Origin of the sequence: Gilliamella sp. App2-1, from assembly GCF_001690255.1 — a bacterium.
GTDB lineage: Bacteria > Pseudomonadota > Gammaproteobacteria > Enterobacterales > Orbaceae > Gilliamella > Gilliamella apicola_G.
Window position 1 is genome coordinate 154,248 of sequence record NZ_LZGR01000073.1, and the last position, 13,677, is coordinate 167,924.

At 34.2% G+C, this 13,677-nt stretch carries 13 protein-coding genes; 3 read left to right on the forward strand and 10 right to left on the reverse strand.

Annotated features, from left to right (window positions below; translation table 11 throughout):
• Window positions 1-482 precede the first annotated feature (482 nt).
• The 3 genes from A9G22_RS10720 to A9G22_RS10730 are packed head-to-tail and all read right to left on the reverse strand — an operon-like array spanning window position 483 to window position 1,845.
• Window positions 483-809, reverse strand: coding sequence for a hypothetical protein (locus tag A9G22_RS10720; protein WP_075508886.1), 327 nt, complete (start codon window positions 807-809; stop codon window positions 483-485).
• A gap of 14 nt (window positions 810-823) precedes the next feature.
• On the reverse strand, window positions 824-1,468 hold the full coding sequence (locus A9G22_RS10725; protein ID WP_075508887.1) for a DUF4225 domain-containing protein: 645 nt from the start codon (window positions 1,466-1,468) through the stop codon (window positions 824-826).
• Window positions 1,469-1,503: 35 nt separating this feature from the next.
• Window positions 1,504-1,845 carry a hypothetical protein gene (locus tag A9G22_RS10730; protein WP_075508888.1) on the reverse strand — a complete coding sequence of 114 codons (342 nt, stop codon included), beginning with the start codon at window positions 1,843-1,845 and terminating at the stop codon, window positions 1,504-1,506.
• 4 nt (window positions 1,846-1,849) lie between these two features.
• Here A9G22_RS10730 and A9G22_RS11890 point away from each other — a divergent pair, with 4 nt between their 5' ends.
• Window positions 1,850-2,194 carry an IS3 family transposase gene (locus A9G22_RS11890; RefSeq protein ID WP_141670051.1) on the forward strand — a complete coding sequence of 115 codons (345 nt, stop codon included), beginning with the start codon at window positions 1,850-1,852 and terminating at the stop codon, window positions 2,192-2,194.
• Here the strand turns inward: A9G22_RS11890 and A9G22_RS10735 are convergent.
• The 4 genes from A9G22_RS10735 to manD all read right to left on the reverse strand — a co-directional run bounded on the left by A9G22_RS10735 (window position 2,157) and on the right by manD (window position 7,320).
• A complete protein-coding gene (locus A9G22_RS10735; RefSeq protein ID WP_075508889.1) occupies window positions 2,157-3,638 on the reverse strand; it encodes a mannitol dehydrogenase family protein in 1,482 nt (493 codons plus the stop codon). The genes A9G22_RS11890 and A9G22_RS10735 overlap by 38 nt on opposite strands.
• Window positions 3,639-3,661: 23 nt before the next feature.
• Window positions 3,662-5,011, reverse strand: a complete 1,350-nt coding sequence (locus tag A9G22_RS10740; protein WP_280642560.1) for an MFS transporter — start codon at window positions 5,009-5,011, stop codon at window positions 3,662-3,664.
• Between the two features lie 62 nt (window positions 5,012-5,073).
• Window positions 5,074-6,090: a Zn-dependent oxidoreductase gene (locus tag A9G22_RS10745; RefSeq protein ID WP_065586943.1), complete on the reverse strand. Its 1,017-nt coding sequence runs from the start codon at window positions 6,088-6,090 to the stop codon at window positions 5,074-5,076.
• Between the two features lie 15 nt (window positions 6,091-6,105).
• Entirely contained in the window at window positions 6,106-7,320 is a 1,215-nt protein-coding gene (gene manD / locus A9G22_RS10750; protein ID WP_065586944.1) for a D-mannonate dehydratase ManD, read from the reverse strand.
• A gap of 291 nt (window positions 7,321-7,611) precedes the next feature.
• Between manD and A9G22_RS10755 the strand changes: the two genes are divergently transcribed.
• Both A9G22_RS10755 and pabB read left to right on the forward strand, forming a co-directional pair.
• Window positions 7,612-8,187 carry an anthranilate synthase component II gene (locus A9G22_RS10755; protein ID WP_081296981.1) on the forward strand — a complete coding sequence of 192 codons (576 nt, stop codon included), beginning with the start codon at window positions 7,612-7,614 and terminating at the stop codon, window positions 8,185-8,187.
• Window position 8,188: 1 nt separating this feature from the next.
• Complete coding sequence (gene pabB / locus A9G22_RS10760) at window positions 8,189-9,943, forward strand: aminodeoxychorismate synthase component I (RefSeq protein WP_065586945.1); 1,755 nt, start codon at window positions 8,189-8,191, stop codon at window positions 9,941-9,943.
• Window positions 9,944-9,987: 44 nt separating this feature from the next.
• Here the strand turns inward: pabB and A9G22_RS10765 are convergent, their stop codons facing one another.
• From A9G22_RS10765 to A9G22_RS10775, 3 genes are read right to left on the reverse strand one after another with little or no spacing between them, the layout of a single operon-like run.
• Window positions 9,988-10,572, reverse strand: a complete 585-nt coding sequence (locus A9G22_RS10765) for a PqiC family protein (RefSeq protein WP_075508890.1) — start codon at window positions 10,570-10,572, stop codon at window positions 9,988-9,990.
• Window positions 10,572-12,209, reverse strand: a complete 1,638-nt coding sequence (pqiB, locus tag A9G22_RS10770; RefSeq protein ID WP_075508891.1) for an intermembrane transport protein PqiB — start codon at window positions 12,207-12,209, stop codon at window positions 10,572-10,574. Before pqiB ends, A9G22_RS10765 begins: the two co-directional genes overlap by 1 nt.
• A 15-nt stretch (window positions 12,210-12,224) precedes the next feature.
• Window positions 12,225-13,469 (reverse strand): PqiA/YebS family transporter subunit, encoded by a 1,245-nt coding sequence (locus A9G22_RS10775; RefSeq protein ID WP_065586948.1) that lies wholly within the window; start codon window positions 13,467-13,469, stop codon window positions 12,225-12,227.
• Window positions 13,470-13,677 lie beyond the last annotated feature (208 nt).

Genomic DNA, 13,677 nt, shown 5'->3' on the forward strand with positions numbered 1-13,677 from the left:
AATTGTCGTTGCAGGTGATTTTTGTCGATTTTTGATTGATACGCTGGTTATCACGCAGTTTATCTAAACAAACATTTATCTAACAAACAAAGACAGTAGAATTTTTGTTAAAAAGTTTCTGGAGCACACTACGTTTATGTATAAAAACAATAAAAATCAAATAGATATTAATGGGTGAATATTCTCTAGTTTGCTGTTTTGTTTCATTTTTAAGTAAAGGTAAACCTTTGGTAACAACGTGTAGCATTTCACCCGGATAGGTTTTGTTATAGCATTTAGCCAAATTGGTGACCGTTATTTTTTCTTTATGATATAAGCGCCATATTTCTTGTCTGTGATAAGGCGTTAATTTTGTTTTTTATGTATATTCATTACAGTCGTTTCTCAAATTACTGTAAACAACGCGAGGAATTTCTACAATTTGTTTGGAAGGTAATGCGACAGTTGTTAATGGTGGAAAGCTAACTTCACTAAAGTCATTATTATTTCCATTTTTTCTTTTTCTTTTTTAAATACTCTTTTGGGCTTTCTAACCACCCTATGCTAAAAATGTAAATACAAATAAATATTCCTGATGAGAAAAGTAAAAGCTCATAGCCAGAACTATAGTTATGGATTGTTTTTCTATGTCCGGCAATAAACGCCTCGAAAAAAGCAACGATATAATTTAAAAACAACATAATGCGCCTTTGCCATTTCAACTTTTTATTATATTGATAATCACTTATTGTATATTGTCTAAAACGATAAGTAATAATAATAGGCATAATTGAAAAAAAGTAATACGCAATGTAAATCAATATAATCATCTGTGTTATTCCTGTTATTCAATAGAACCTTCTTCAATATGGCCATCAAAATATTGCCGATATGTAGTACCATCCAAGCGCGTGCACAATGAATAATTAGGTTGGTCATCTACATCAGATTCACTACCTGTAATACGTATTACTATTGCACAACTATCTACAATTTTCTCTATATTATCAATCTGTTCGGGATTTGAAATATATAGATTCATCTCATCAAGCTCATTGTTTTTAAAAAAAATATTTTTGCTTTGTTCATAAATTTCACTTAAAGACATAACATCACTTACTATTTCAGAACTTAACAACCATTTATTCATCTGTCTATATGCTCGTGTCAAATCCTCTCTACCATAATGAAATAATTTGAATTTTGCTGAATTAGCGCGATTAAATTGATTAATTGCAAAACTTTTATCAATTTTAGGAACTAATTTAAGTTTACCATGTACGGATATACCGATATCAACTAAATCATAAGCCAAAGAACCTGCCTCTTTAGACATTCCTAATCCTACCGCCGCATCTTGATACATTGATTTTAAAAAACCATCCTCACCGGTTATCCCTTCTTGAATACTATTAACTCCATGCGCTGCTACATATGAGCCAAGTATACAACCCATACCAGTTGTGCACATTGCAAACCCCGTCATCATCAAGCCTGCACCACCTAAAACACTTAGTCCCCGACCTACCCAGTGCAGGCTTTGATCCCATAACTCTTTTCTTCAGATTTTATCGCTTCTGAGCCTTGTTCATAGCTCATAGCTCCGCTTTCGACTTGATTTACAATGTGCGTGGCAAAATTATTAATATCATCAATAAAATCTTGTTTTATATCATCATGGTAAAGGTGTTTTTCACAAACTTCATGCGCACAATCAAGTAAATTTTGAGCGTCAAGACAAATCTTTGTTTTATCTTCATTTGATGCTACTAATGAATTAATTTGTGTGTGAATATCATTTTGCGCGATTGTTGAAAATGTATTATTAATAGGATTTGACTTATTTGTATAATAGGGGGTTGCCACATCAATAAAAAGAACAAGAGTTAATAGCTTAAACTCAACGACTGAGTTACAACGCGCTTTTTCGGCTTATGCCTATTGGTACAATCATAAACGATTACATTCTTCGTTAGGCTACTTGCCTTCCGTTGAATTTAAAAAACACTTACCCCTTAATTTTTTGTTTGAAATGTGTTGCTATTTCAATGAAATAAATATAGAAAGGTTATTTGTACTAAATTGGAGTACAAGTGAAAAGTGTAACGCCCTTGCAGGCAATTACACTTTGTTTTTATTAATTATGTTAGTTGTGTTAGTAATGTTTAAAAAAAACTTTAAAAACTTTCTGCTAATTGTTCAACTGACTTTTTAGCGCCAGTATCCCGCAAAGCTAAATAAGCTTTAGTTACCTGTTCAACAAAACATTTATTGTTAGGTAGATCATCACCAAATACATGTGATAATGACAATAGCGATTTTACCCGTTCTTGATTATCTTGGCTGTTTGCTACTAGTTCTTTCAACTTATCAGCAATTGGATCACTTATCTCAATCATCTTACCTGCATCATCAGTCCCACTTACATATTTCATCCAAGCTGCAATACCTAAAGCTAGGCAATCAAAAGGTGTGTTATTCGCTAAATGAAAACGGACTGAATCGAGCATACGTTGGGGTAATTTTAAAGTACCATCCATGGCTATTTGCCAAGTACGATGTTTTAAACCTGTATTGCGATAACGATCAAGCAACGAATCGGCATAAGCCTGTAAATCAACTCCTTTTACTCGTAATGTGCTTGCTTGTTCATTTATCATCAAATGTCTTGCAGCTTTCACATAATTAGGATCTTGCATGCATTCATCAATATGTAAATAACCTGCTAAATAGCCTAAATAAGCTAAAAACGAGTGACTACCATTTAACATACGTAGCTTCATCTCTTCATAAGGCAAGACATCACTAACAAGTTCAGCACCGGCTTTTTGCCACTCGGGTCTGCCAGCAACAAAGTTATCTTCAATAACCCATTGCTTAAATGGCTCTCCGGCAACCCCAGCCGGATCTTCAATGCCACCCAGTTGTTTTTGGATTTTTTCCATGGTTTCAGGTGTCACGGCAGGTACAATTCGGTCAACCATTGTTGATGGGAATGTCACATTTTGGTCGATCCAACTAGCCAAACTTGGATCACGTTGTTTGGCTAACGCCAAAACAACATTACGTGTCACATGACCATTTTCTGGCATGTTATCACAAGACATTACCGTAAACGGTTTTAAACCTTTTTCTTTACGTAAACGTAATGCCTCAACGATCAGACCCGGAACAGTTTTCGGTTTAGCTGCATTTTCAATATCGTGTTTAATCAGCGGGTTATTTAGATCAATTGATGCCGTTGACGGTAAATAACAATATCCCTTTTCAGTCACAGTTATTGAAATGATAGCGATTTCAGGGCGTGTCATAACTTCTAATATTTTTGCAATACCATCAATATCAGCATGTAATGCCTCTTTGGCAACCCCGACAACTCGCGAATTCCAATTATCATAAGCCATTTCACACACACTAAATAGGTAATCTTGCTGCTTTAAATCTTCAATTTGTTTTTCACCGCCGATTAAATTAACTTCACAATATCCCCAATCGCTTCCATATTTTGTTGCCAAAATGTCAGTAAAAACGGCTTGATGAGCACGATGAAAAGCACCAAAACCAAGATGAACTATTTTAGTTTTAAGCTTATTTCTATCATAGTTCGGTACAACTACCTTTTCAGGTAGTTGTGATAAAGTTAGATTTGATAGTTTCATTATTTTTCCTTCAAAACCTTAAATTATAATGCAGCATCATTTAAATCAGATAAATCACGATCTTTAATTTCTGGCATAAAAATCGCTGATATCAAACCAATACAAGAATAAACAATGATCATAGCAACAATTGGCCACCAATCGTTAACAATATTACAGAAAATTCCGGCTAATAAAGGACCAAATCCGACTGCAATAAGACCTCCGGCTTCTTTAGATATTGCCATTTGAGTAAAGCGATTACGAGCACCAAACATTTCCGCCATAGTAATATTTTCTAGCGCAAATAACCCTAGTACTGCAATGTTATGAATAATAATTAAGCATAACATTATAGTGCTAACTGAATAACTTTTATCAACAACAATAGATAGCATTGGATAAGCAAGAATAATTGAAGAAACAGTCAAAACAATATATGGAATTCGTCGACCAATTTTGTCAGATAACCACCCTAAAAAAGGAATAGTAACAAATCCTACAATAGAACTAATCATTAAAGCATCTGTAGGTATACCTTTTTCGAATAATAAAGCCTGCACCAAGTAACCTGCTAAAAAAGTTTGAATTAACCCTGAATTTCCTGCTTGCCCAAAACGTAAACCAGTTGCTAGCCAAAATGATTTACTTTTTATCATTTCAACTAATGAAATGTGTTTGATTGGTTGTTTGTCATTAATTGATTGGGTATTTACATCATTAACACCATCAAATACAGGGCTTTCTTTTAAGTTCATTCTAAGCCATATCGCAAAAATCATAACAATCGCACTTACAAGGAAAGGTACTCTCCATCCCCATGCAATTAGCTGTTCTTTATCTAACAAAAAAAACATAACTGCCCAAATTGCAGTAGCGCTCAATGTACCGCAATTAGTGCCCATTGCAACTAATGAAGAAATAATTCCTCTTTTTCCTATAGGTGCATATTCTGCAAGCATAGTGCCCGCCCCTGAAATTTCAGCACCAGCACCCAAACCTTGAACTATTCGTAAGAGGACCAACATTAAAGGAGCTAAAATACCTACTTGAGCATAAGTTGGTAATACACCAATTAGTGTTGTACAAATACCCATCATAGTAATTGTAATAAATAATACTTTCTTTCTACCAATTGCATCTCCCATTCTCCCAAAGATAAAAGCACCAACAATTCGGGCAATGTATCCTGCCCCATAGGTTCCCATAGCTAAGATTAGTGCCATAATTGCCGATTGTTCGGGGAAAAATATTTCACGAAATACTAGTGCAGCGCCTAAAGAATATAATTGAAAGTCCATAAATTCTAATGCTGTTCCAAGCCATCCAGAAACAGCCGCTTTAACTAAATCTGAAGCATTTCTTTCACATTTAATCTTTCCTATGTTATTCATATTTTACTCGCCTTATAATTTTATATATAAAAGATCATCAATAAAAATGTGTTTAAAAATTCCTAACTAATAGTTAGTAACACCTTGCAACACTGTTCTTGATCTTTTTCAAAAGTTTCTATCGCTTGAATGACTTGCATATAATCGAATTGATGTGTGATTAACTTTTGCGGGTCAATTAATTTTTTCTTAAGCCAATCAATTACAACTGGAAATTTATTAGCATTTAATCGAGATGAAAAAATAGATAATTCTTTACTTGTAATACCTTGCTGAGTTATCTGACAGGCATCACTTGAGAACCCCATAATTAAGATTCTTGCTGCTGGTGATGCAATACTAATTGCTTCTTGCAAAATGGATGGATGACAGGCTGCATCTATAATAACCGTCGGTTTAATACTGAGCTTATCCAGCTCATCTTTTAAAGATAAAAAGGTATTGTTTATTACTCTGTCAGCACCACTAATTTTTGCCATATTTAAACGTTCTTCAATTCGATCAACAACAATAACCTCTTTAACGTTATAAACTCCTTTTAACGCTTGTACTGAAGTTAGTCCCATTGGGCCTGCACCATAAATTAGTACAATATCATTTTCAGTTGGTTTTAAATGGCTGGTTGCATTTGCTGCGATAGTAAATGGTTCAATCATCACTGCAAACTCATCACTAATTTCATCTGGGATAACATAAGCATTTTTACTTGGAACTACTGCGTACTGACTAAATCCACCATCTCGATGAACACCCAATACAGTAAGAGATGTACAAACATTAGGACGACCTACTAAACAAGAATAGCAGTGCCCACAACTAATAACTGGATCGACAGATACTCTTTCTCCAATTCTAGATCTATCAACCCCTTCACCAACTTCATCAATCACACCAAAAAATTCATGACCAATAACTCGTGGATATTTAACAAATGGGTTATGTCCGCGGTATATATGGCTATCTGAACCACAAATACCTGCTAATTTTACTTTTACTCTTACTTCCCCATTTGCAGGCTGAGGAACTTCTCGTTCCTCAATTACCAATTCATTAGGTTGTTTGATTACAATACTTTTCATATAACCTCCTATAATTTACCAATTCCACAACGTACCATCATCTAAACGAGCAATTGGTAAGTAAGCTGGTTTGTATGGATATTTTTCGGCAAGCTTTTCATCAAAATCTATACCAAGGCCTGGTTCATCGCTTGGGTGCATATAGCCATCATTAAAAGTCCAGTTTGGTGAAAAGACTTCTAGCATTTGCTCTGAATAACCCATAAATTCTTGCACACCAAAATTAGGTACCCACATATCAAAATGCAGTGCAGCTGCATGGCAAATTGGGGATAAATCAGATGGTCCGTGGGATCCTGTTCTTACTTGATAAAGTGCAGCAAAATCAGCAATACGGCGCATATGAGTAATACCGCCCGCATGGGTAATTGTAGTTCGAATATAATCAATCAATTGCTCTTGAATAAGTTGTTTACAATCCCAGATGCTATTAAACACTTCACCAACTGCAATTGGAGTGACTGTGTGTTGGCGTATCAAACGAAAACATTCTTGATTTTCGGCCGGTGTCGGATCTTCCATCCAAAACAGCCTGTAATCTTCTATACTTTTTCCAAAACGAGCAGCTTCGATTGGTGTTAAACGGTGATGCATGTCATGTAGTAGATGCTCATTAAAACCAAATTTATTTCGTACGGCATCAAACAATTTAGGCATAAAATCGAGGTATTTCTCTGTTGCCCAACATTGTTCTTCTGGGTAATTGCCACGAGTGGCGGGTTCGTAAGCTAGGTTTTTCCCTTTACTTTGACCATAGGTTGTCTTCATACCCGGTATACCACATTGCACACGAATTGCTTTAAACCCCATTTCCTTATGTTTAGCATAGTCATCTAATGCTTCGTCAATGCTTGCACCAGTAGTATGACAGTAAACCATAACTCCTGTGCGCGACGCGCCTCCTAATAACTGGTAAAGAGGCATGTTGGCTAATTTTCCTTTAATATCCCACAGAGCCATATCAATGGCCGAAATAGCTGACATAGTCACAGGACCACGACGCCAATAGGCGCCTTTATAGAAATATTGGAAGATGTCTTCTATTTGATGCGGATCGCGCCCAATTAGTTGAGGGCACAGATGATCTTTAAGATAAGAAGCTACGGCCAATTCACGTCCATTAAGCGTTGCATCACCAACACCATAAACTCCTTCGTCGGTGGTTATTTTTAATGTGACAAAATTTCTTCCTGGACTGCATACAAAAACATCTGCTTTTACAATTTTCATTCAATACCTCTCATGTAAATTTAGACGTTATTAAAATAACAACACAAATACTACCATACAAGTAGAGTTGTATTTTTTTTGTGAAATCAATCACAGAAAAACTGCTTTTTGTAAAAAAGTTTCATTAAAAATATTGTTTAAGTATAAAAGAGAGATAAAAAGAGGGTAAAATCGCAATGATTTCTTTTTTTAAGTGTATTAACGATATAATAAAGCCTGTTACGACTGGATTTTAACTGTTACAGTTACCGGTTTTTAAATCAATATGTTTTGTAATTAATGGACTGTATTTTGATATTATTAATAGATAATTATGATTCTTTTACATTTAATATTTACGATTATTTATGCCAAGTTGGCGCCGAAGTTAGAGTTATCAAAAATGACGAACTAACAATCGAACAAATAAAAGAACTAAGCTTTTCTAAAATTATCATTTCTCCCGGCCCAGGGGCACCAATTCATGCAGGAATATCACTTGCTATTATTGCCGAATTTGCTCATATTTGCCCGATACTGGGTATCTGTTTAGGACATCAAGCGATTGCTCAATATTATGGTTACCGTATTGCCAAAGCACCAATACCGATGCATGGTAAAGTTGATGAAATAACGCATGATGGTCAGGGGGTATTTAAAGGAGTCAAAAACCCGCTTTCAGTGGTTCGCTATCACTCATTAATTGCTTGTGATAATTTTTCACAAGAAGATTCTCACCTGATTGTAACCGCTCGAAACAATCAAGGGTTGATTATGGGATTGCGTCATAAATCGTTACCCATTGAGTCAGTTCAATTCCACCCTGAAGCGATAAAAACCGAATCAGGTTTACAAATGATTAATAATTTTGTCCATGAGCAATCTTGATATGAAAATTTATATAGATTTTGAAAATCAACATAAATATTTTTGCAATCCTATCGCCATTTTAAGATCGAATGATTACTCGACAATTAAACAGCAATTCGATTTAATCGAAAAATTTACGCAACAAGGTTTTTACGCGGTTGGGTATCTCGCTTATGAAAGCGCAACAGGGTTAAATAGCGAAAATAAAACAAAACATAATGATGAGGTCCATCAAGGTTTACCACTATTGTTATTTGGTATTTTTGATCATTATTCTATCGTTGAACAAGTAGAAATAAGTGGTTATACACCGTCAAGTTTTAACTTAATTAGCGATACATTAATGGATGAATATAATCAAAAAATTGACTTTATTCGATCACAAATTGAATCAGGTAATACTTATCAAACCAACTATACGATTCAATTTACCGCACCATTTAATGAAAGCGCTATTGATTATTACCACTTTTTACAAAAAAACAATCAGGCAGATTATTGCGCTTATCTTGAGTTTGATGATTATCATATTTTATCCATCTCACCGGAATTATTCTTTAAGTTAGACAATAAAATTATTACGACAAAGCCAATGAAAGGGACAACTGCACGCGGCTTAAATAATCAACAAGATAAACAACAGTTAAAATTATTATTTTCTGAAAAAAATCAGGCTGAAAACATGATGATTGTTGATTTGTTGCGTAATGATTTAAGTCGCATTGCAAAACCAGGAACAGTAACGGTGCCTGAATTATTTTCAGCTGAAAAATATCCAACGGTTTGGCAATTGACTTCAATAATTCAAGGTGAATTGAAAGAAGATGTCAATTTATATCAAATTTTTCAAGCCCTATTCCCTTGCGGATCAATTACCGGTGCCCCAAAAACCAGTACCATGCAAATTATCGCAGATATTGAAAACTCACCACGTGGCGTTTACTGTGGGACAATTGGTTACATTGAGCCCTATATGAATAAGGCCATATTTAATATCCCAATTCGTACATTGACCATACACAACCAACAGTTGCGTTATGGTGTTGGCGGGGGGATCACTTGGGATTCGACATCCCAAGACGAATATAGCGAGATCTTGGCTAAAACAGCAATTTTGCATCGTACTACTTCTACTCCAAAATATATCATTGAATCGTTATTGCTTGAAAAAGGGCAATTCTTTTTATTGAATGAACACTTAAGCAGGCTTGCCCAATCAGCTGATTATTTTGATTTTAACTGTGACATTCACGCAATTAAGTTGCAACTTATTAAGTTAGCAAATTCAATGCCTAACAATATTTATAAAGTAAGAATCTTACAGCAAAAAGATGGGCATTATACTATTAGTAAAGATATCATTAACACTCCGATAGACATTAATGAAATTCAACTTGCAACACAGTGCGTTGATAACCAAAATGTCTATTTGTATCATAAAACATCAAATCGTGAGCACTTTCCGGATTTAACTGTAGGAAAAGAATATATTAATTTTAATCAACACAATGAGATAACTGAATTTGTTAATGGTAATCTCGCGTTACTGATTAATGATCAATGGGTGACACCTAAAAAAGAATCAGGATTATTAGCTGGCACCATGCGACAATTTTATTTGGATCACAATCAATTGTTAGAAAAAACGATTTTAAAAGATGATCTGGTAAATGCCGATAAAATCGCTTTTATCAATAGTGTTCGCAAATGGGTGGAAATTGATGATAAGGTTTTTAGTCAGTTCAAACTGTCACTAAGATCTATTGCTATTTAAGTTTAGACATTCCGTCAGCACGCTGAAGGAATGTCAGTGTAACACTAATGCTTTATTGAGTTTGCAAAGTCTAGTTCTTCATCTTGCCATCCTTTCGATAGCGCTTTAACTAAAGCATCATAGCCATTGGTTGCTAAAGGAACATGGCGCTCAAATGGTTTGGTTTCAATATTATTTTTACGGTCAGTAACAACCCATCGACCTTTAATTATCGCATCCCCCGTATAACTACCATGAAAGCTATCTATAAATAATTTTACCGTTAGTGTTGGTGTTGTAATTGACTTACTGGATACTAAATAATTAGGTAACATAGCCGTTAAATCCTGCGTTAATCGGTCTTGAAGCTGCTGAGATAACGTTGATACCCATAAATGGTTGATTGCTGTTTCATATTTGATATTATCGGTTTGTAATACAATACCCGGTTTATTTAAAAAACTCGCCACATCAACTGACTCAATCCAAATAAATTGATTCGTGGTTTTCATGTTTTGCGATACAGGAATCTGTGAATTGCTAGTAAGTTGAAAATAACTTTTACTCGGGTTGCTAGCAGAGCAACCCGCTAATATAGCGAACAATGGCATAAATACGACTATAAGTAGTTTTTTGTATATTCTGTTCATTATTTTTTACCTTTTGCTTGAGGTTCTTGATCTTTTTTCGCCGGCGCAGAAAAAATCAGTGCATTACTTTTATCATTAAGCGTATTGAGTAATGGAGTGAGTTCGTCCATCATTTGTTGCACTTTTTGTAAACTCTCTTTCATTTGATTGTTGAGTTCAGAACCTGGCTGTAAGCCTTTCATTGTTTCATTTAGTGAACGTAAAGTCTTTTGCAAATCTTTGGGCATATTCTGCATCTCTTTACTAGCCATAATCTGATTTAATGATTCCATTAAATGTTGGCTTGAAGCTAATGATTGATTAAACTGTGATAAAGTATTGTTAAATGGTAATTTATTAAAGTTATCTAGTAACTGCATAATTTTTGCCTGAATTTGCGCAATTCCAGTCGAAGTTGTCTCAATTGTATCGTAACCAAACTGCTTCGCTAGTTTGGGATCATATTTGTTTTTTAGGTCAGGATAAAAATCAAGATCTATATACAGTGCACCAGTGAACATGTTTGATGTTTTTAATGAAGCTCTTAACCCATTTTTTTGCTCTTTCATAATCACTGCGGCAATGTCGATCTTTTCATCAACGAGTTCAGATAAACGATCAGGTTCGATCCTGATTAATATCGGCACTTTTTTATTTAAAATTGATGATTTTTCTAGCATTTCAGCAGTATAAAATGGCACTTTAGATACTGTACCTAACCTAATACCATGATATTCAACAGGTACACCTTCTGACAATCCAGATATAGAATCAGAAAGCATAATAAGAAATTCTTTATATTCAGTATATTGTGAATCTTGGATGGATTTTTTATCTTCATATAATTTATAAACTGCATTTTGCTCCGCAGGCGCGCCTAATTTAGATCCATCAGGTAAATCAAAACTGATTCCACCAGACATTAATACATCTAAAGAAGGAACATCTAAGTTTGCACCTAGAGATGAGAGTGTCAAATTAATTCCCCCCTCTTTCCAAAAGCGGACATTTTGTGTTACTAAGACGTCGTAAGGTTTAGTAATAAAAATTTGATATTTCATTTTACGCGCTTCAACATCAAATTCTGAGGTTTCAACATTACCTACACGGTAGCCATGAAACATAACAGAAGCACCTCGAGGAATTACACCGTTTTGCTCACTTTCGAGATTTAAACGAATTCCTTTAATACTTGGATCGGATAATGGCGGTGTATCAGAAAGCACGAAGGGTTTATTTTGAAAACTGTGAGTATCGTTTCCGGCAATTAATTCTATATATACACCCGATAAAATAGTCCCCAATCCAGTCACTCCATCGCGACCAATTTCAGGCTTGACAACCCAAAAAATCGAATCATTTTTTAATAGTGGAACCATATCATTATAAATTCGGCCTTTTATTACCACTTGCTTGTAGTCATCCGATAAAGTCACTTCATCAACTATACCGACATCAACACTACGGTTTTTAATTACCGTTTTTCCAGCAACAATGCCACTTGCATCTTTTGCAAGCAATGTGAACGAAGTACCTTTATTGGTAAAATGAGAGTAGATTATCCATAGACCAACAATTGCAGTAACAATGGGAATAATCCATATTGCTGAAATAGCTCTAATTTTAATTATTTTTGCTGATTTATTTGATGTTGCCATATTGTTCCTATTAATCTATTGTCTATTTTGCGGACGATCCCAAATTAAACGAGGATCAAATTTTTGTGATGCAATCATTGTGATAATAACGACAGTTGCAAAAAATGTAACACCAATATCTGGATAAACCCCCATCATTTGTTGATTTCTCACTAAAGAACAAACAACAGAGACCACAAATATATCTATCATTGACCATTTACCAATAAACTCAACTGCAGTGTACAATTTTTTCATTTTTAAGCAATTACGTTTATTTTTTCGTTTTACTGCTAGTGCAAAATAGCAAAGCCAGCTTAATGAAATGATTTTTAAGATTGGTATAATGACACTAGCAATAAAAATGACAAGAGCAACAGGCACATCGCCTGCTTGCCACATATAAATAACACCATCCATAATATTTGAAGTAGATGATGCCCCTAAAACAACAGTTATCATAATTCCAAATAAATTAGCGGGAATGTATAAAATCAATGAAGTAACCAACAAAGCTAGGGTCCATTGTATTTTATCACGATCTCTAATTTTGCTTTTTTGCTTACATCTTGGACATTTTATATATTGCACAGGCAATATAGCCTGACAGCATTTGCATAGTTTTAAATTTTGACAAATGCCTGTTTTACCAACTTTTAATGTATCTGTAGCAAAGTTATTCCGATGAATTTCATTCCAAATTGCTTCTGGCGAAAAAATAACTAAAGACTTTATATAAAAAAAGACAAATAGACAGAACGCCCAAAATGTGCCAGTCACACCAATACTGCCATAACTCATTAATTTAACAAAACTAACTAAAATACCAGTAAGAAATATTTCAGGCATACACCAATGCTGAAACTTTTCATAAACAATAAGTAGATCTCGTTTCCGATACTTTGTTAACCGTAGCTTGGAGCAGAGAAAGACGATAATTACTAAATTAACTATCGGAAAAAACAAAACAAATAAGATAAAAAGTGCTGAAATATAGCTATATTTATCAAAAAAAAGGGTTTTAGGAATATCTAATACGCTAATACCGATAAAATTACCCACAATACGAATATCAATAAAGATAAAGCCACAGGCTACGATAATCATAATTAATGAACAAACTGCATAGATAGTAGCTCTAAACTTCATATTATTATTGTTTTTAGCTAACGTTGTATTACAACGTGAGCAAACAGCTTTATGCCCTATAACTATATCAGCTAATTCTATGACCAAATCACAGTGTGAGCATAAAACATAATGTTGTCTATCAATGGCCATTATTTTCCTTATTTGATATATATTTTAACCTGTAAAAATATTACAGATTAGTATAGCGTTAAGTATAAAAACTGATGAATTATTTTAAACAATCACTTGATAAATAATTACTTTAATAAATAAAGTGTGATTAAAAAGTTATTTAAAGCCAATAATTAAAAAGGTATTTTTATGAAAATATTACTGCATTGCATTAAATTAGTAGAAT

Coding starts and splice junctions, on each gene's coding strand:
- A9G22_RS10720 (WP_075508886.1), bottom strand. CDS start 809: ATGATTATATTGATTTACATTGCGTATTACTTTTTTTCAATTATGCCT.
- A9G22_RS10725 (WP_075508887.1), bottom strand. CDS start 1,468: ATGATGACGGGGTTTGCAATGTGCACAACTGGTATGGGTTGTATACTT.
- A9G22_RS10735 (WP_075508889.1), bottom strand. CDS start 3,638: ATGAAACTATCAAATCTAACTTTATCACAACTACCTGAAAAGGTAGTT.
- A9G22_RS10740 (WP_280642560.1), bottom strand. CDS start 5,011: ATGAATAACATAGGAAAGATTAAATGTGAAAGAAATGCTTCAGATTTA.
- A9G22_RS10745 (WP_065586943.1), bottom strand. CDS start 6,090: ATGAAAAGTATTGTAATCAAACAACCTAATGAATTGGTAATTGAGGAA.
- manD (WP_065586944.1), bottom strand. CDS start 7,320: ATGAAAATTGTAAAAGCAGATGTTTTTGTATGCAGTCCAGGAAGAAAT.
- pabB (WP_065586945.1), top strand. CDS start 8,189: ATGAAAATTTATATAGATTTTGAAAATCAACATAAATATTTTTGCAAT.
- A9G22_RS10765 (WP_075508890.1), bottom strand. CDS start 10,572: ATGAACAGAATATACAAAAAACTACTTATAGTCGTATTTATGCCATTG.
- pqiB (WP_075508891.1), bottom strand. CDS start 12,209: ATGGCAACATCAAATAAATCAGCAAAAATAATTAAAATTAGAGCTATT.
- A9G22_RS10775 (WP_065586948.1), bottom strand. CDS start 13,469: ATGGCCATTGATAGACAACATTATGTTTTATGCTCACACTGTGATTTG.